The organism is Microbispora sp. H10836 (assembly GCF_012999525.1).
Taxonomy (GTDB): domain Bacteria; phylum Actinomycetota; class Actinomycetes; order Streptosporangiales; family Streptosporangiaceae; genus Microbispora.
Genome location: NZ_JABBWU010000019.1, coordinates 94,995 through 112,669, shown reverse-complemented (window position 1 = coordinate 112,669; position 17,675 = coordinate 94,995). Strand labels below are relative to the sequence as shown.

General features: G+C 71.6%; 17 protein-coding genes. 13 read left to right on the top strand and 4 right to left on the bottom strand.

The window, feature by feature from the left end; translation table 11 throughout:
- Window positions 1-78: 78 nt before the first annotated feature.
- A complete protein-coding gene (locus tag HHX30_RS30015; protein WP_169985935.1) occupies window positions 79-1,335 on the bottom strand; it encodes an extracellular solute-binding protein in 1,257 nt (418 codons plus the stop codon).
- Window positions 1,336-1,666: 331 nt separating this feature from the next.
- Here HHX30_RS30015 and HHX30_RS30010 point away from each other — a divergent pair, with 331 nt between their 5' ends.
- From HHX30_RS30010 to HHX30_RS29995, 4 genes are all read left to right on the top strand, one after another.
- Window positions 1,667-2,632 carry an acetylxylan esterase gene (locus HHX30_RS30010; protein ID WP_169985933.1) on the top strand — a complete coding sequence of 322 codons (966 nt, stop codon included), beginning with the start codon at window positions 1,667-1,669 and terminating at the stop codon, window positions 2,630-2,632.
- Window positions 2,633-2,732: 100 nt separating this feature from the next.
- The gene (locus HHX30_RS30005) at window positions 2,733-2,996 is read left to right on the top strand and encodes a phosphoribosyl-ATP diphosphatase (RefSeq protein WP_169985931.1); all 264 of its coding nucleotides are present in this window, start codon (window positions 2,733-2,735) and stop codon (window positions 2,994-2,996) included.
- Window positions 2,997-3,055: 59 nt separating this feature from the next.
- The gene (hisG, locus tag HHX30_RS30000) at window positions 3,056-3,901 is read left to right on the top strand and encodes an ATP phosphoribosyltransferase (protein ID WP_169985929.1); all 846 of its coding nucleotides are present in this window, start codon (window positions 3,056-3,058) and stop codon (window positions 3,899-3,901) included.
- Window positions 3,902-3,992: 91 nt separating this feature from the next.
- A complete protein-coding gene (locus tag HHX30_RS29995) occupies window positions 3,993-4,532 on the top strand; it encodes a hypothetical protein (RefSeq protein WP_169985927.1) in 540 nt (179 codons plus the stop codon).
- Between the two features lie 55 nt (window positions 4,533-4,587).
- Here the strand turns inward: HHX30_RS29995 and HHX30_RS29990 are convergent, their stop codons facing one another.
- Window positions 4,588-5,643 (bottom strand): PP2C family protein-serine/threonine phosphatase, encoded by a 1,056-nt coding sequence (locus HHX30_RS29990; RefSeq protein ID WP_211592743.1) that lies wholly within the window; start codon window positions 5,641-5,643, stop codon window positions 4,588-4,590.
- 249 nt (window positions 5,644-5,892) lie between these two features.
- Between HHX30_RS29990 and HHX30_RS29985 the strand changes: the two genes are divergently transcribed.
- The 4 genes from HHX30_RS29985 to HHX30_RS29970 all read left to right on the top strand — a co-directional run bounded on the left by HHX30_RS29985 (window position 5,893) and on the right by HHX30_RS29970 (window position 9,375).
- Window positions 5,893-6,777, top strand: a complete 885-nt coding sequence (locus HHX30_RS29985) for an ABC transporter ATP-binding protein (protein WP_169985925.1) — start codon at window positions 5,893-5,895, stop codon at window positions 6,775-6,777.
- A 2-nt stretch (window positions 6,778-6,779) separates the two neighbouring features.
- A complete protein-coding gene (locus HHX30_RS29980) occupies window positions 6,780-7,517 on the top strand; it encodes an ABC transporter permease (protein WP_169985923.1) in 738 nt (245 codons plus the stop codon).
- An 86-nt stretch (window positions 7,518-7,603) separates the two neighbouring features.
- Window positions 7,604-8,773, top strand: coding sequence for a sensor histidine kinase (locus tag HHX30_RS29975; RefSeq protein ID WP_169985921.1), 1,170 nt, complete (start codon window positions 7,604-7,606; stop codon window positions 8,771-8,773).
- The gene (locus tag HHX30_RS29970) at window positions 8,770-9,375 is read left to right on the top strand and encodes a response regulator transcription factor (RefSeq protein WP_169985919.1); all 606 of its coding nucleotides are present in this window, start codon (window positions 8,770-8,772) and stop codon (window positions 9,373-9,375) included. Before HHX30_RS29975 ends, HHX30_RS29970 begins: the two co-directional genes overlap by 4 nt.
- 21 nt (window positions 9,376-9,396) lie before the next feature.
- On the opposite strand, the gene HHX30_RS29965 is transcribed toward HHX30_RS29970, so the two are convergent.
- Window positions 9,397-10,698, bottom strand: a complete 1,302-nt coding sequence (locus HHX30_RS29965) for an EAL domain-containing protein (protein ID WP_311922919.1) — start codon at window positions 10,696-10,698, stop codon at window positions 9,397-9,399.
- A 118-nt stretch (window positions 10,699-10,816) separates the two neighbouring features.
- Here HHX30_RS29965 and HHX30_RS29960 point away from each other — a divergent pair, with 118 nt between their 5' ends.
- The 5 genes from HHX30_RS29960 to HHX30_RS29940 all read left to right on the top strand — a co-directional run bounded on the left by HHX30_RS29960 (window position 10,817) and on the right by HHX30_RS29940 (window position 16,765).
- Window positions 10,817-11,512 carry an acVLRF1 family peptidyl-tRNA hydrolase gene (locus HHX30_RS29960; protein ID WP_169985917.1) on the top strand — a complete coding sequence of 232 codons (696 nt, stop codon included), beginning with the start codon at window positions 10,817-10,819 and terminating at the stop codon, window positions 11,510-11,512.
- Between the two features lie 208 nt (window positions 11,513-11,720).
- Entirely contained in the window at window positions 11,721-13,319 is a 1,599-nt protein-coding gene (locus tag HHX30_RS29955) for an ABC-F family ATP-binding cassette domain-containing protein (protein ID WP_169985915.1), read from the top strand.
- Window positions 13,320-13,434: 115 nt separating this feature from the next.
- Window positions 13,435-13,650, top strand: coding sequence for a helix-turn-helix domain-containing protein (locus tag HHX30_RS29950; RefSeq protein ID WP_030507271.1), 216 nt, complete (start codon window positions 13,435-13,437; stop codon window positions 13,648-13,650).
- Window positions 13,651-13,848: 198 nt separating this feature from the next.
- Complete coding sequence (locus HHX30_RS29945; protein ID WP_169985913.1) at window positions 13,849-14,715, top strand: enoyl-CoA hydratase/isomerase family protein; 867 nt, start codon at window positions 13,849-13,851, stop codon at window positions 14,713-14,715.
- Between the two features lie 163 nt (window positions 14,716-14,878).
- Complete coding sequence (locus HHX30_RS29940; RefSeq protein ID WP_169985911.1) at window positions 14,879-16,765, top strand: ABC transporter ATP-binding protein; 1,887 nt, start codon at window positions 14,879-14,881, stop codon at window positions 16,763-16,765.
- An 11-nt stretch (window positions 16,766-16,776) separates the two neighbouring features.
- On the opposite strand, the gene HHX30_RS29935 is transcribed toward HHX30_RS29940, so the two are convergent.
- Window positions 16,777-17,655 (bottom strand): sulfotransferase, encoded by an 879-nt coding sequence (locus HHX30_RS29935; RefSeq protein ID WP_169985908.1) that lies wholly within the window; start codon window positions 17,653-17,655, stop codon window positions 16,777-16,779.
- Window positions 17,656-17,675: the final 20 nt, after the last annotated feature.

Below are 17,675 nucleotides of genomic sequence, written 5' to 3'. Positions count from 1 at the left end.
CAGGTGTCACCGGCCCGGGCCTGGTTGGGGGGACGGATGCCGCGCCGGTGAGGGGCCAGGCGTCACCGGCCGGAACGGCTATCCGGCGTTGCGCTCCATCACCTTGGCGGCCTCGCCCAAGGCCGTCTTCACGTCGGCCTTGCCGAGGATCGCCGACTGGAGCTGCTTGGCCACGTCGGACGCGCTCTCGTCCCAGCCGGGGCACCCGGGCGCCGCGGCGCCGGTCTTGATGATCTCCGCGAACACCGCCGAGTGCTCCGGCGCGAACGGCGAGTCGGCGACCTTGTCCGGGCGGGGCGGGATGTAGGCGATGTTGCGGGCCTTCGACTCCGCCGCCACCGCGTCGACTGCCTCGTCGGTGTAGAGGAACTTGACGAAGTCCGCCGCCTGCTGGATGTGCTTGCTGTACGACGTGACGCCGACGGCCCGTCCGCCGATGAAGGTCGTGGGCCCCGCCGGGCCGGTCGGCAGCGGGGCGATCGCCCATTTGCCCTTCAGCTCGGGCTTGCTGGTGTCGATGGCGAGGGCGTTCCAGTTGCCGCCGTAGACCATCGCGGTGCCCGCGCCCAGCGCGTCCGGGGTCGTCACCGTGTCGGTCGGCGCGCCGTGCTCGCGGTGCAGCTCGATCCAGTACGACAGCGCCTGCTCAGCCTGGGAGGTGTTCAGCGACGGCTTGCAGTCAGGCGTGTAGAAGGTGCCGCCCGCCTGGTAGAGGAAGTTGAAGTAGCCGATCCAGTCGAGGTTGCCCCAGTCGATGCTGAACGGCGTCTTGACCCCGGATTTCTTGAGCTTCTCGATGTCGGCGGTCAGCTCGTCCCAGGTCTTGGGCGGCTCCTTGAGCCCGGCCTCCTCGAACAGGTCGGTCCGGTAGTAGAGCGCCTCGGTGGACATGTCGAGCGGGATGCCGTAGATGGTGCCGTCGGGAGAGACGGCCGACTTCCACTGGGCGGGCTGCGCCTGGGCCTGGAGCTGCTCGATGCCGTACTTGCGCAGGTCCACCATGCCGCCGCGCAGGCCGAACTGGATGGTCCAGGTCATGCCGCCGGAGATGATGTCGGGCCCGCTGCGGCTGGTCGAGGCCGCGAGCAGCTTCGCGTACGCGTCGTCCCAGCTCAGCGTCTGCACCTTGATCGTCACGTTGGGGTGCGTCTTGGCATACAGGTCGGCGGCCTTCTGGAAGGTCGCGGTCTCGTCGTCGCCGCCGGTGGACCACCACGTGATCGTGGCGGGGGCGTTCGCGTCCGCCTGCCTGGTCTCCGACGTGCCGCTGGTCGCGCAGCCCGCGCCGAGGGCGGCGATCAGGGCGGCGCAGGTGGCCGCCGTCGTTCGTCGCATGGACGTCTCCGATCTCTACGGAAAGTGATCGACTGACATGTCGTGCCCCCCGAGAGGGCGGACCGCGAGGCAGTGCCGGTGCGGCCGCACCTCCCACGCTTCGAATTCGTGCAGAGTCCAGCACTAAACCGGATTAGTTTCAAGAGGGTGTTTCATCCCGCCAACCCGGGCGTAACGCTGTCCCGAACGTCATTTCGCAGGTCATCGGCGGGGATGGTATGGAGTCGAACCCCGGCGGAAGACCCTTAACCGGGTCAGAAGTCTGAAACAAGGCGTTTGTGTAACCTTGCGGCATAACACGAGCCAGGCCCACCACCCACGGGAGTCCCCCATGTTCGTCGACATGCCTCTCGACCAGCTGCGCGCGTACCTGCCCGAGCGCCGGGAGCCCGCCGACTTCGACGCCTTCTGGGACCGCACGCTGGCCGAGGCCCGTGCGCACGATCTGAACCCCGTCTTCGAGCCGTACGAGGCGGACCTCGCGCTGATGGACGTGGCAGACGTGACGTTCGCCGGATTCGGCGGGCATCCGATCAAGGGGTGGTTCCTCGCTCCCGCGGGCGCGTCGGGCCCGCTGCCGTGCGTGGTGGAGTTCATCGGGTACGGCGGCGGCCGGGGCCGGCCGCACGACTGGCTGCTGTGGCCGGCCGCCGGATACGCGGCCTTCGTGATGGACACCCGCGGGCAGGGCGGCACCTGGCGCTCCGGAGACACCCCCGACCCGGTCGGCGGAAACGGCGCGCAGATCCCCGGCAAGCTCACCCAGGGCGTGTTCGACCGGGACGGCTACTACTACCGGCGGCTCTACACCGACGTCGTGCGCGCGGTCGAGGCGGCCAGGTCGCACCCCCTCGTGGACGCCGGGCGCGTCGTGGCGACCGGCGGCAGCCAGGGCGGCGGCATGGCGCTCGCCGCCGCCGCGCTCGTGCCGGACCTCGCCTTCGCGTTCGTCAACGTGCCGTTCATGTGCGACATCCGGCGCGCCGTCGAGATCACCGACGAGGACCCGTACGCCGAGCTGGGCCGGTTCTGCGGGATCCACCGGACCCGGGTCGAGGAGATCTTCGCGACCCTCGACTACTTCGACGGCTTGCACTTCGCGGCGCGGGCCGCCACGCCCGCCCGGTTCTCCGCCGCCCTGCGCGACGGCGTCACCCCGCCCTCGACCGTGTTCGGGGCCTACAACCACTACGCCGGGCCGAAGGACATCACGGTCTGGCCGTTCAACGGCCACGAGGGCGGGGAGTCGCAGCAGGCGCTGGAGCAGCTCAGGCTGGCCAGGAAGATCCTCGGCTGAGACGGATCTCGCAGGGTGGACGCGGGGCGCGGCGGTCCGCCCCCGCGACTACCCTGGGGCCGATAACCTGAACGCGCAGGCCCACGATCCGAGAGAGACCATGAAGACCTTCGAAGAGCTGTACGCCGAGCTGGCAGAGAAGGCGCGCACCCGGCCCGAGGGGTCGGGCACCGTGGCCGCCCTGGACGCCGGCGTCCATGCCATCGGCAAGAAGGTCGTGGAGGAGGCCGCGGAGAGCTGGATGGCGGCCGAGCACGAGTCGGCGGACCGGGCGGCCGAGGAGATCTCGCAGCTGCTCTATCACGTCCAGGTGCTGATGCTGGCCCGCGGGATCGGGCTGGACGAGGTCTACAAGCATCTGTAGCCGCCGCGGCGGCTCCAGATCGTCCATCGACCTCGTTCTGCTGAAAGGATCTCCCACCCATGCTGCGCATCGCCGTACCGAACAAGGGCGCGCTCTCCGAGGCCGCCCAGACCATGCTGAAGGAGGCGGGCTACCGCCAGCGCAGGGACAGCAAGGAGCTCGTGGTCGTCGACTCCGACAACTCCTGCGAGCTGTTCTTCCTCCGCCCGCGCGACATCGCCGTCTACGTCGGCGAGGGCACCCTGGACGCCGGGATCACCGGGCGCGACATGCTCTTCGACTCCGGTGCCCCGGCCGAGGAGGTCATGCCGCTCGGGTTCGGCCGGTCGACGTTCCGCTTCGCCTCCACGCCGGGCGCCTACTCCGGCGTCGCCGGCCTGTCCGGCCTGCGCATCGCCACCTCGTACGCCGGGCTGCTCGGCAAGCACCTCGCGGACCAGGGCGTGGACGCCCGGGTCATCAAGCTCGACGGCGCGGTCGAGACGGCGATCAGGCTCGGCGTCGCCGACGCGATCGCGGACGTGGTGGAGACCGGCACGACGCTGCGCAACGTCGGCCTGGAGGTGTTCGGGGAGCCGATCGCGCACTCCGAGGCCATTTTGATCAAGCGGGCCGGTGCCCCGGAGGCCAACGGGTTCCAGCAGCTCATCCGCAGGCTGCAGGGCGTGCTCGTGGCCCGCGACTTCGTCATGATCGACTATGACATCAGGGCCGAGCGCATCGACGAGGCCATCGCCATCACCCCGGGCATGGAGGGGCCGACCGTCTCCCCGCTGCACCGTGAGGGCTGGGTGGCCGTGCGGGCGATGGTCCCCCGCAAGGGTCACCAGCAGGTGATGGACCAGCTCTGGGAGATCGGCGCCAAGGCCATCCTCGTCACCGCCATCTTCGCCTGCCGCCTCTAGACCGCCTCTGGACCGGACTTCGCCGACCCGCTGTCGCGGCGGGCGGGCCTTGTGTCAAGATCGCGTCATGACTCGATTACACCGTTTGTTGGTGCCGTTGATCTGCGCGCTCACCCTCGCGGCGGCCGCGCCCGCCGTCGCGGCGGGACACGCGGCGAGCGCGGGGGCGGCCGATGTCCCCACGACACAGCTCGACGCGATCCGCAGGCTCGACTTCATGGTCGGGCGCTGGGCCGGCTCGGGGTGGGTCGAAACCGCCTCCGGCCGGCAGCAGTTCCTCCAGACCGAGAAGGTCGCCTACAAGGCGGGCGGCCAGGTGATCACGGTGGAGGGTCAGGGCCGGGACAAGGCCGATCCGCGCAGGATCGTGGACACCGCGCTCGCGGTCGTCAGCTACGACGACCAGACCGGGCAGTACCGCTGGGAGGCGTTCTCGCAGGGGCACGTCACCGCCACCGTCCCCCTGGTCGGCGACCGCTTCTTCCAGTGGAGCCTCCAGACCGCGGGCCCGACCGTCCGGTACACCCTGCGCTTCACCGGCAGGGACTGGCACGAGATCGGCGAATACACCCTCGACGGCGGCGCCACCTGGCGGCAGAACTTCCAGATGGACCTGCGCCGCGTGTCCTGACGACTGCGCGTCCTCCTTCCTTCCGGCGGGGGAGGAGGGAGGGCGCTGACAAATGTCAGGGGTCCGGTGTCGCCAGGCGTTCGACCGCGATCATGGCGGTGTCGTCGTCCAGGCGGCCGTTCACGTGCTCGAACAGGCGCTCGCGGAGCCGTTCGACGAGGGTGCCGGCGTCTTCGCCGGCCCGTTCGCCCAGGCGTGCGGGGAGGTCGAAGAACGTGCCGGTGCGGTCGCGGGCCTCGATGACGCCGTCGGTGTAGAGCAGGAGGATGTCGCCGGGTTCGAAGGAGAACGTCGCCGGCCGAGGTTCGGACTCCGTCAGCAGTTCGAGTCCCAACGGGGGGGCGACCTGGTCCGGTTGCAGGGTCAGCACCCGGTTCCCGCGGAGGAGGAGCGGCGGCGGGTGACCACAGGCGATCACGTGCACCTTCGGTTCGGCGTCGGGGATCTCGGCGACGGCCGCGGTGACGAAGCATTCCTGGGCGTCCGTGTCGGTGTCGGCGTGCTCGGTGAGGTTCTGGCAGAGGCTGGTCTCCATGCGCGTCATCAGCTCGGGGAGGGTCGTGGGGCCGTGTGACGCCTCGCGGAAGGCGCAGAGCGACGCCGCGGCGTCACTGATCGCGGGCAGCCCCTTCCCGCGTACGTCACCGATCAGCAGACGGGTGACGCCGTCGGTCCGGGCGGCCGCGTACAGATCGCCCCCGATCCTCGCCTCCGCGGCCGCGGCCAGGTATATCGACGCGATGCGCAAGGGGCCGACCCGCCGGGGCAGTGGCCGCAGCAGGACGCGTTGGGCGATCTCGGAGACCGACCGCACCTGGTGGAGCACAGCCAGGTGCCGCTCGTGGACCACGCGGAAGACGACCACGACGGCCGATACGGCGAACAGGGCGAGCATCTCGACGTTGTGCTCGGAGGTTCGCAGGACGCCCTGTCCGAGACCGCTCAGCACGTCGGCCGCCAACGCCAGCGCCCCGATCATCGCCGTGCACCTCGGGCCGGCGAACGACGCGGTGAGCGCGGGAGCGACGACGAGCAGCGGCCCCAGGTGAACGCTCCGCGGCAGCGTGAGGTCGAGAGCCGCGATGATCATGATGAGCCCGAGTGGGATCACCAGCAGTATGTGACTCGCCTCGAGATTCCGGCTGAAATCCCGGAAGGTCGCCGTAAGGCGCACCTTTCCTGGTTATCACGCTGCGGACATCATCCGGAAGCCTGGGGCGGGCGCTTCGGGGCTGAGAAGGGGGAGCCGGTCGCGTCGGCGGGCAGAGGGGCCGGTGGCCCGGCGGATGACAAAAGTCATCGCGAAGGCCGGAGGCAGGGCACTGACGGCATACGGGTCCCGATTCCTACCGTGAAGCCCATGAACGCCATCGCCTTCACCGAGGTCACCAAGAGATACGGTGACGTGGTCGCGGTCGACGGGATCGACCTGGAGGTCCCGGCCGGCGCCACAGTGGCGCTGCTGGGGCCCAACGGGGCCGGCAAGTCCACCTCGATCACCATGCTGCTCGGCCTGCTGCGGCCCACGTCCGGTGAGATCCGGGTCTTCGGCGAACCGCCGCGGACCGCCGTCGCCAACGGGGAGATCGGCGCGATGCTTCAGGAGGGCGCGCTGATCCCCGAGCTGAGCGTCGCCGAGACCGTGGACTTCGTCCGGCGGCTCCACCCCCGCCCGCTGCCGCTGGAGGAGATCCTCCGGCTCGCCGACCTGACCGAGATCGCCCGGCGGCGGGCCGACCGGCTGTCCGGCGGGCAGACCCAGCGGGTCCGGTTCGCACTGGCCATCGCGGGCGGACCGAAGCTCCTGCTGCTCGACGAGCCCACCGCGGCCATGGACGTCGAGTCCCGCCGCAGGTTCTGGGACAACATGCGGGCGTACGCCGCGAAGGGACGGACGATCTTGTTCGCCACCCACTATCTGGAGGAGGCCGACGAGAACGCCGACCGGGTCGTCGTGATCGCCCGCGGCCGGATCGTGGCCGACGGCAGCGCCGCCGGGATCAAGGCCGGGGTCGCCGGCCAGGCGGTGAGCTTCCTGCTGGGCGAGCAGCCCGTCACCGGGCTCGACGCCCTCCCCGGGGCGACCGGCGTGGAGCTTCAGGGCGCCCGGGTCACGCTGCGCACGACCGACCTCGACGCCACCGTCGCCGCGCTGTACCGCAAGACCACCCTCGACATCCGCGATCTCCAGGTCCACGGGGCCGACCTGGAGGACGCCTTCCTCGCCCTGACCAAGGAGGCCTGACGATGCGGCACTACATCAAGGTCGAACTGCTGCGGATGCTGCGCAACAAGCGCTACGTCGTCTTCGTGGTCGCCTTCCCCGTCGGGTTCTACCTCCTCTACGCGAACCTCTGGGGGACGGAGTCCGACCAGGCGACCGGGCTGCGGGGCAGTGTCATGCTGATGGTCTCGATGGCGGCGTACGGCGCGCTGGCCGCCGCCATGATGTCGACGGCCGTGCCCTGGTCGCAGGAGCGGCACAGCGGCTGGCTGCGGCAGCTCCAGATCACCCCGCTGCCAGGCCGGGCGATCATCCTGACGAAGCTGGTCTCCTCGCTGCTGCTGGTCCTGCCGTCGCTGGTGCTGGTCGGCCTGGCCGCGGTGCTGACCCAGCACGTGTCGCTGCCGCCGGCGCGGTGGGCGGCGCTGATCCTGGCGATGTGGGCCGGCACGATCCCCTTCGCGGCGCTCGGCCTGGTGATCGGATCCCTGCTGCCGCCCGACACCGCGCAGCCCGTCGCGATGGTCGGCATGTTCGGGCTGGCCATGCTCGGCGGGCTCTGGCTCCCCGAGAGCATCATGCCCGCGGCCATGAAGAGCGTCGCCCACGTGACTCCGTCGTACGACTACGCGAGCATCGGGTGGCGGATCGCGGGGGGCGACGCCCCGCACCCGGCCCACGCGGCCGGCATCCTCGCCTGGGGGGTGGTGCTGGTGGCGCTGGCTCTCGTCGCCTACCGGCGCGCGACGACACGTGCATGACCGCACAGAACGCGACGACACGTGCATGATCGGACAGGGCGCCGCGACGCGCGCCTGATCCATCACGCCCGGGAAGGGACAGCGGGATGAGCCGGCTGGCCAGAGTGTTCACCTTCGGCGGCACGGACGGGAGCGCCTCCCGGCTGAGGCGCCTGCTGGGCATGTCGCTCGGCCTGATCTACCTGTTCTACCCGGTGTCCGAGGTGGTCGACGGGACGGTGAGCGGCGCGCAGGCGGTCTGGCGGATGGCCGCGCTCGCGGCCTTCCTGGCCGTCTACCTGGGAGTCGTGCTGGGGCCGCGCGACCACGACGACCACCCCCGGTGGATGTTCCCCCTGCTCGGCGTCGCCACGGCGATGGGGGTGATCTTCCCGCTGCTCTTCCGCAGTGGAAGCTGGCTGACCCTGCCGGTCTTCCTGGTGATCGTCTACGCGATGGGCCTGCCGCCGCGCCGCGCCCTGATCGGAATCGCGGCCATGGCCGCGCTCGTCGTCGTGCAAGGCGAGATCATCGGGGCGGACGACGGCGCGCCGTGGGTGCTCGTGCTGCAGGTCGTCACGCTCGGCGTGCTGTTCATGAGCGTCCGCAACACCCGCGTCCTCATCGTCCAGCTGCGGCAGGCGCAGGGCGAGGCGGCCCGCCTGGCCGCCACGGAGGAGCGGCTGCGGATCGCCCGCGACCTGCACGACCTGCTGGGGCACAGCCTCTCGCTCATCGTGCTCAAGAGCGAACTGGCCCGCCGCCTGGGCGAGCAGGGCTCGCCGAGGGCGGCCGCCGAGGTGGCCGACATCGAGTCGGTCGCGCGGCAGGCGCTGGCCCAGGTGCGCGAGGCGGTCAGCGGATACCGCCGGCGCCGCCTGTCGGAGGAGATCGACGGCGCCAGGTCCGCGCTGGCCGCCGCCGGCGTCGCCCTCGCCGTGCGCACCCGCGGCACCCCGCTGCCCGAGGACCTCGACGGCCTGTTCGCCTGGGCCGTACGCGAGGCGACCACCAACGTCGTACGCCACTCCGGGGCCACCCGCTGCGAGATCGACCTGTCGTACGGCGAGGAGGGCGCGGTGCTGGAGATCACCGACAACGGCGGCGGCGGGCCGTACGAGCCGGGCAACGGCCTGACCGGGCTCGGCGAGCGGGTGCGCGCGGCGGGCGGGGAGCTGGAGACCGAGGCCGGCAAGCGGGGGTTCCGGCTGCGGGCCGAGGTTCCGCCGCCCTCGGACCGTACGGCGGAGATGATCGCGGATAGGTTGGCCGAGTGATCAGGGTCGTGCTGGCGGAGGACCAGAGCATGGTGCGGGGAGCACTCGCCTCCCTGCTCGGCCTGGAGCCCGACATCGAGGTGGTCGGAGAGGCGGCGAACGGGGACGAGGTGATCAGCGTCGCCGAGGCGACCCGGCCGGACATCGCGCTGCTGGACATCGAGATGCCCGGCAGGGACGGGATCGCCGCCGCCGAGGAGCTGCGCCGCCGGGTCCCCGGATGCCGGGTGGTGATCCTCACGACCTTCGGCAGGCCCGGCTATCTGCGCCGCGCGATGGAGGCGGGGGCGGTGGCCTTCCTGGTGAAGGACAGCCCCGCGAGCGAACTGGCCGCCGCGATCAGGCGGGTGCTGCGGGGCGAGCGCGTGATCGACCCCGGCCTGGCCGCCGCCGCGCTCAGCGCCGGGCCGAACCCGCTGTCGCCGCGTGAGCGCGACGTGCTGTCCGCCGCGGCGGACGGCTCGACGATCGGCGACATCGCGGCACGGCTGCACCTGTCGGAGGGCACGGTGCGCAACTACCTGTCCGCGGCCATCCACAAGACCGGGGCGCGCAACCGCATCGAGGCCGTCCGGAAGGCCCAGGCCCAGGGCTGGCTCTGACGCGCCCTCCGGATCCGCGCGTCAGCGGGCGGGCCGCAGGTCGGCGGCGTGCCGCAGCAGGTCGCCGACCCGGACCACGCCCATGCACCTGCCGACCTCGTCGACCACCACGAGGTCGTCGTACACGCGGGCGTTGTCCCGCCCCGCCACCTGCATGGCCGCGATCACCGGGGTCGTCTTCGCCACGATCTTCGCGGTGTCCGCCAGGCGGCCGGCCGGCTTCTTCGCGTGCAGCGCGTGGCCGTACGCCCCGGCCATGAAAAGCAGGAACCGGCTGCGGTCGATGCTGCCCTGGGGCCGCTGGTACTCGTCCACCAGGACCACGCTCGTGATCGAGGGCTCGGCGCTCAGCACGGCGACCACCTCCTCGGCGGTCGACTCGGCCGGCAGCGTCACCGCGGGAAGCAGGAGCTCCTGCACCCGGGGACCCAGCGCGGCCGTGGAGGCGGTGGCCTCCGGCACCGGCAGCGGCACGTGGACGCGGTTGTACCCGTGGGAGGGCCGCCAGTCGGACGGCGCGAGCAGAGGGCCCTGGGCGAGCCGGATGCCCCAGCCGCGTACCGCCGCCAGCTGCGTCTCGTCCCGCACGCCGGGGGCGAGCACGTGCGCGCCGACGCCGCGCGCCAGACGGACCAGCGACTCCGCGAGCGCCCCGCGCCGGGGGTCGCGCGGCCCCCGCGCCACCAGGTCGGCGGACAGCGCGACCACGTACGGCGAGGCGTCGGCGAGCAGGTCGAGCGGCAGCGCGGCGGTGCCGAGCCCGGCGAAGGCGATGAGGTAGCCCACCGCGCGCAGGCCGTCGATCCCGGACAGCAGGGCCGTGCGCTCCGCGGGCACGGGATCGCCCTCGATGGCGAGGATGACCTCGCGCGGGCGCCGGCCGCGCATCCGCATCGCCTCGTGCAGCGGCGCGAGGCCGGCCGACCCCCCGGCCACGGCGGCGGCGGGGATCGGCAGGACCAGCGGCAGCAGGGCCTCCTCCCGGGCGGCGGCCAGCACCCCGTTCACGGTGCCCGCCACGTCCGTGGCGGCGGGGGATGCGCCCCCGGCGATCACCTCGACGGCCACCGCGCCGCCGGTGTCGAGGTCGACCACCGGAAGGAAGAGCGGGGCGGCCGGGCGCTCGGCGGGAAAGCCGGGCGCGTACGCGCGCTGGTCGTACGGCTGGGGGGAGGCCGCAGGGGTGTACCTCCGCACGAAGTTCGCCGGGTCGTGTTCCAGGACGGTGTCCGCGGGGAACGGGGTCGCCGGGGCCGGGCCGGGCGCCGGGACGTGCTGCGGGATCGCGGCGGACGGCGCCGCCGACGGTGAGGGGAGCGACACGATTGAATTGTGGGACGCCGGGCCCCGGACGTTGACGTTCGCAGGAGGAAATTCACCTATATTTCCCCGTTAGTTGGAGGGGATCCGGCAGACAACCGCACGGGTAGGCTGATCGGCCATGACGGCACGGCCCGCCGCCGGCGGCGGCAGGTGGATCCCGGTCGCCCCCGAGCGGCTCGCGGGGTGGATCGCGCGCTTCGCCGAGCGGCACGGCGCGGTCGAGGCCGTGGTGTTGCCGGACGTGGTCCGTCTCGACGCCGCGGACGGCGCGGTCGCGGAGTGCCACATGCCGTTCCCGCCGCTGCGGCCCTCCCCCGACGGTCCGGCCGGCGACGGGCATGAGGACGGGTTCCGCCTTCCCCCGCCCGCGGCGGCGCTGGTGGCCCACGTGTGCCGTGAGCGGACCGTCGGCGTGCTGCTGGCCCGGCTCGGCGGGTACGCCGCCGGTGTCTTCACCGGAGCCCGCCTCGTCGCCGGCAAGGTCGGCTCCCGCCAGGTCCACGGGCGCAGCGCGGCGGGCGGGTGGTCGCAGCAGCGCTTCGCCCGGCGCAGGGACAAGCAGTCGGCCGAGGCGCTGCGGGCCGCCGCCGACGTGGCCGTCCGGGTGCTCGTGCCGAGGATCGAGGAGTTGGAGGCCGTCGTGCTCGGCGGGGACCGGCGCTCGATCGACGAGATCAGGCGGGACCGGCGCCTCGCGCCGCTGTTCGCCCTGGAGACCGGGCCCTTCCTCACCGTTCCCGACCCCCGGCTGGCGGTCCTGGAGGCCACGCCGGACCAGTTCCGCGCCGTACGGATCCGCCTGGTCGACCCCTGACCGGCGGCACGACGGGGCGGCCCGCGGAGTCCGGGGCGGCGGTGTGCGAGCGGCCGGTGGGCGGGGGCGTTCCGCGCCCGCCGGGGCGGGTTTCGCCGCAGGCGGCCGTGGGGACGGCGGCATTACACTTGAGCCCATGCGCACTCCCGATTGATCGCTCCCGGCTGCCGATCCTGACCTCATCACCTACGGGAGTGTCCCCTTCATCATGATCATCGCTACCGACATCGAACTTCGCGCGGGCTCACGCCTGCTCATCGAGGGCGCCTCGTTCCGGGTGAACCCGGGCGACAAGATCGGTCTCGTCGGCCGCAACGGCGCCGGCAAGACCACCCTCACCAAGGTCCTGGCGGGAGAGGGCCTGCCCGCCGCGGGCACGGTCACGATCTCCGGCAGCGTCGGCTACCTGCCGCAGGACCCTCGCACCGGCGACCTGAGCGTGCTGGCGCGTGACCGCATCCTGTCGGCCCGCGGCCTCGACGAGGTGCTCCGCGAACTGCGCGAGGCCGAGGCCGGCATGGCCGCCGACGACCCGCGCGTACGCGACCGGGCGGTGCGCGCGTACGGCCGTCTCGAAGACCGCCTGCACGTCCTCGGCGGCTACGCGGCGGAGTCGGAGGCGGCCTCGATCGCCTCCAGCCTCGGGCTGCCCGACCGCGTCCTCGGCCAGCCGCTGCAGACCCTGTCCGGCGGTCAGCGACGGCGGGTGGAACTGGCCCGCATTCTTTTCTCCGGAGCGGAGACTCTCCTGCTCGACGAGCCTACAAACCACCTCGATGCGGACTCGATCGGCTGGCTTCGTGATTTTTTGCGCTCGCACCAGGGCGGCTTGGTGATCATCAGCCACGACGTAAACCTTCTTGAGGCGACGGTAAACCGGGTGCTCCACCTCGACGCCAACCGCTGCGTCATCGACACCTACAACGTCGGCTGGAAGGCCTACCTCGCCCAGCGCGAGACCGACGAGAAGCGGCGCAAGCGCGAGCGGGCCAACGCGGAGCGGCAGGCGTCCGCCCTGCTGTCCCAGGCCGACCGCATGCGGGCGAAGGCCACCAAGGCCAAGGCGGCGCAGGACATGGAGCGGCGCGCCCGGCGGCTGCTCTCGGGCGTCGAGGGAGAGCGCCGCTCCGACCGCGTCGCCAAGCTCCGCTTCCCCGACCCGGCGCCCTGCGGGAAGACCCCGCTGACGGCCCGCGGCCTGTCCAAGTCGTACGGCTCGCTGGAGGTGTTCACCGACGTCGACGCGGCGGTCGACCGGGGCTCGCGGATCGTCATCCTCGGCCTGAACGGCGCGGGCAAGACCACCCTGCTCCGCCTGCTCGGCGGCATCGAGAAGCCCGACACCGGCGAGGTCATGCCCGGCCACGGGCTCAAGATCGGTTACTACGCGCAGGAGCACGAGACGCTCGATCCCGGGCGCACGGTCCTGGAGAACATGCGGTCGGCCGGACCCGACCTGGCCGACGTCGACCTGCGCAAGGTGCTGGGGTCGTTCCTGTTCACCGGCGATGACGTGGACAAGCCCGCAGGGGTCCTGTCCGGCGGCGAGAAGACCCGTCTCGCCCTCGCGACGCTGGTGCTGTCGAGCGCCAACGTGCTGCTGCTCGACGAGCCCACCAACAACCTCGATCCGGCCTCCCGCGATCAGGTGCTGACCGCGCTCGGCTCCTACACGGGCGCGATTGTGCTGGTCACGCACGACGAGGGCGCCGTCGAGGCGCTGAAGCCGGATAGGGTGATTCTGTTGCCAGACGGAGTCGAGGACGCATGGAGCGACGAATTTTCCGATCTTGTGGCGCTTGCCTGATCTTAATTTGAGCGGGTAGGGATCTTTTCCCGCGGAGTAGGTAGCCGATCCCGTCGAAATGACTGATCATGGGCTGAGGTAACGCTGCGGAAGTCTGGCACTACAGGAGGTACTCGTGGCCGAGACTCTGAAGAAGGGCACCCGGGTGACCGGGGCCGACCGGGAAAAACTGGCCGCCGATCTCAAGAAGCGCTATTCCGCGGGTGAGAGCATCCGCGCTCTGGCTGCTTCCACCGGCCGGTCGTACGGGTTCATCCACCGCATCCTGAGCGAGTCCGGGGTGACTCTGCGCGGGCGCGGCGGCGCGACCCGGGGCAAGTCCAAGCGCTAGAGATCCACCTCAAGACGCGCGACCGCAGCCGCTCGTTCCTGCAGGAGGAGCGGTCACGTCCAACTCGCCAGAACGATGTTCGGTAAGCTCGGGCGCGACCGTGAGATGAACAGGAGGGCGGACGCCGGCACGGACGGTGCGCCGCACCGGACCGGCCGTGCGAGGCGACGCCACTCCGCACAGGACGCAGGAGCAGGCATGGCGGAAGCGGCAATGGGGGGGAATTCGGAGCACGTCCCCGAGACGGGCGGCGGCTCCGATGTGTCGACGATCTCGGCGGCCGTGTCGGCCGAGGTCGGACTGCGCTTCGAGGTGGACGGCGAGATCGCGACCATCACTTTGGACCGGCCGGACAAGCGCAACGCGCAGACGTTCGCCACCTGGTCGGCCCTGGCCCGGATCGGGGAGACCCTTCCGGAGCAGGTGAGAGTGGTCGTGGTCAGAGGCGAGGGGCCGTCCTTCTCAGCCGGGATCGACCTGCGCATGTTCACGCCTGAGGGAGTGCCCGGACAGGGGTCGTTCGCGAGCGCCGCCGCGCTCGGCGACACCGAGTTCGAGCAGCGGATCGCGGAGGCCCAGAAGGGCTTCCTGTGGCTGCGCAGGCCGGAGATCGTGTCGATCGCGGCCGTGCAGGGCCACGCGATCGGGGCGGGCTTCCAGCTCGCGCTCGCGTGTGACCTGCGAGTGGTCGCCGACGACGTGAAGTTCTGCATGAAGGAGCCCGCGCTGGGGCTGGTTCCCGACCTGACCGGGACCAAGCCCCTGACCGACATCGTGGGCGTTCCCCGGGCCGTCGAGATGTGCCTTACCGCGCGCACCGTGGGGGCCGCCGAGGCCGTACGGCTCGGCCTGGCCGAGATCGCGGTGCCCGTGTCCGAGCTGGCCCAGGCCGTGGACGACCTGGCCGCCGCGCTGCTGTCCACCGACCGCGCCGCCGCGGCCGCCACCAAGAGGCTGCTGCTGGCCGCGCCGGGACGCACGCTGGAGGAGCAGGCCGCCGCCGAGCGGGCCGAGCAGGTCGCGCGCATCCGCGCGCTCTTCGGGGGCGTGTCCGCGCCGAACTGACGGGCGGTGTTCGCCTGGCGTCGACGGGCAGTGTTCGCCTGAACGGGCGGGCGGCGTTCGCGTGGAACTGACGGGCAGGAAGTGACGGGACTGTTCGCTTCGAGCTGACGGGGGAATCGGGGGAGTCCTCCCACCGCTGCACGGCTGGGAGGATGTACGGCATATGTCGATGATGAACGGGGGCTACGGTCTCCAGGTGATGCGGTCCTTACGGCGTGACAGCTCCGTGACGAAGGAGCGGCTCGCGCCGGGGATCGTCCGGCGCATCGCCGGCTACGCCCGGCCGTTCCGCAGGCAGATCGCCGGCTTTCTCGCGCTGGTCGTGGTCGACGCGGTCATCGTGGTCGCCAACCCGCTGCTGATGAAGGCGATCATCGACTACGGGATCACCCCCAAGCGGGTCGACGTGGTGGTCTGGCTCGCCGTGGCGATCGGGGCGCTCGCGGTGCTGGACGCCGGGCTCGGCCTGCTGCAGCGGTGGTACTCCGCCCGCATCGGCGAGGGCCTGATCTACAACCTGCGCACCGAGGTCTTCGACCACGTGCAGCGGATGCCGGTGGCGTTCTTCATGCGCGCCCAGACCGGCGCGCTGGTCTCCCGGCTGAACACCGACGTCATCGGGGCGCAGCGGGCCCTGACCAGCACGCTGTCGTCGGTGGTGTCCAACGTCATCAGCCTGGTCATGGTGCTCGGCACCATGCTCGTGCTGTCGTGGCAGGTCACGCTGGTCGCGCTGATCCTTTTGCCGATCTTCATCTTCCCGGCCAAGTGGGTCGGCCGCCGGATGTCCGCGCTGACCCGCGAGCAGATGCAGCTCGACGCCGAGATGAGCTCGGTGATGACCGAGCGGTTCAACGTGGCCGGGGCCATGGTCGCCAAGCTGTACGGCAGGCCGGACGACGAGGCGGCCCACTTCGCGGAGCGCGCGGGCCGGGTCCGCGACGTCGGCGTGATCGTCGCCATGTACGGCGCGGTGTTCCGCATCGCGCTCGGCCTGGTCGCCGCGCTGGCGACCGCGCTGGTCTACGGCCTCGGCGGCGTGCTCGCGATCTCCGGCGCCTTCGCGCTCGGCACCCTGGTCGCCCAGTCGTCCCTGCTCATGCGCCTGTACGGCCCGCTGACCAGCCTGTCGAACGTCCACGTGGACGTGATGACCGCGCTGGTGAGCTTCGACCGGGTCTTCGAGGTGCTCGACCTCAAGCCGATGGTGGCCGAGAAGCCGGACGCGCGGCCGATCCCCGAGGGACCGGTCACGATCGAGTTCGACGACGTCCGCTTCCGTTACCCGGCCGCCTCCGACGTGTCGCTGGCGTCGCTGGAGTCGGTGGCCCGTCCGGACACCGGGCCCTCGCAGGAGGTGCTCAAGGGCGTGTCCTTCACCGCGCATCCGGGCGAGCTGGTGGCGCTCGTCGGCCATTCGGGCGCGGGCAAGACGACCATCACCCAACTGGTGTCCCGGCTGTACGACGTGGACGAGGGGACCGTGCGGATCAACGGCGTGGACGTCCGCGACGCCACCCTCGACGGCATCAGGGACACGGTCGGCGTCGTCATGCAGGACGCCCACCTGTTCCACGACACGATCGGCAACAACCTCCGCTACGCCCGCCCCGAGGCGACCGACGAGGAGGTCTGGGAGGCGCTGCGCGCGGCCCAGATCGCCGACCTGGTGAAGAACCTGCCCGAGGAACTGGAGACGGTCGTCGGCGACCGCGGCTACCGGCTGTCGGGAGGGGAGAAGCAGCGCATCGCCCTTGCGCGGCTCCTGCTGAAGGCGCCGCGGGTGGTGGTGCTCGACGAGGCCACCGCCCACCTCGACTCCGAATCCGAGGCCGCGGTGCAGCAGGCGCTGAAGACCGCCCTGCGGGGGAGGACGTCGCTGGTGATCGCCCACCGGCTGTCGACCATCCGCGAGGCCGACACGATCCTGGTGGTCGAGGACGGCCGGGTCGCCGAACGCGGGCGGCACGAGGAACTGCTGGAGCGGGGCGGCGCCTACGCCGAGCTGTACCGCACCCAGTTCACCGGCTCGGACGCGGGCGGGTCCTGAGACGGCCCTCCTCAGCGGTAGCCGAGGCGGGTGAGCTCCTCCCTGGCCACCTTCTCCACCAGTTCGGCGTCCTCTGCCGACAGCCGCCGGCGCCAGCTTCCCGGCCTGGGGACGCTCGTGCCGTACAGCGCGATCGTGGAGACCTTGGCCTCGACGAAGGACGACACGGCGTCGATGGCCTCTCCCGGTGAGGCCACCATGTCCTCGTACCGCAGGGTGAGCAGGTGCTCGGCGGGCAGTTCGCGGCGCAGGGCCGCGCTGAGCCGCACGGCGCCGCGCCAGCGCAGGGCGCACTTGCCCGCGGGCGGCATCCCGGCCCAGCGCTCGCGGTGCTCGGCCGAGCGCACGCCGAGGAACGGGTTGGGAAACTCGGCGTCCTCGCTCAGCATGTGGGGCTTGACCCAGGTCATGCAGGCGGGGTCGGCCAGCATGTCGGCGACCACGTCACGGCCGTCGCGGATGATCTGGATGAGCCGGGCGTCGGGGAACGCCCGCAGCAGCACCGGCGTGCTGTAGAGCAGGTCGGGGCTGGCGTCGCCGAACCGGGACAGCGCGCCCGGCCCGACACACGGCCCCGCGCCGACGATGCCGCCCGCCTCCCGGCAGGCGGATGTGCACTCCGCGCACGCCGCCGGGACCACCTGCCAGGCCTCCGCCAGCACGTCGCGCAGCACCTGCGGTGCGCCGCCGCTACGGGCGATCGACGGTCTCCTGGCGAAGGCGTAGACGACCCGGGCCACCGGGCCCCTGCCCATGGTCACGTGGAAGCCGGGTGAGCGCTTGAGGGCACGGCCCAGCAGGTCCGCGCCGGAGTGCGGCGCCGCGACAACGAACACCGGACGGCGGACCTTGACACCGTTGACCACGAGGATGTGCGTCGGAGGTCGCATAGATACCGCTAAGTCTGACA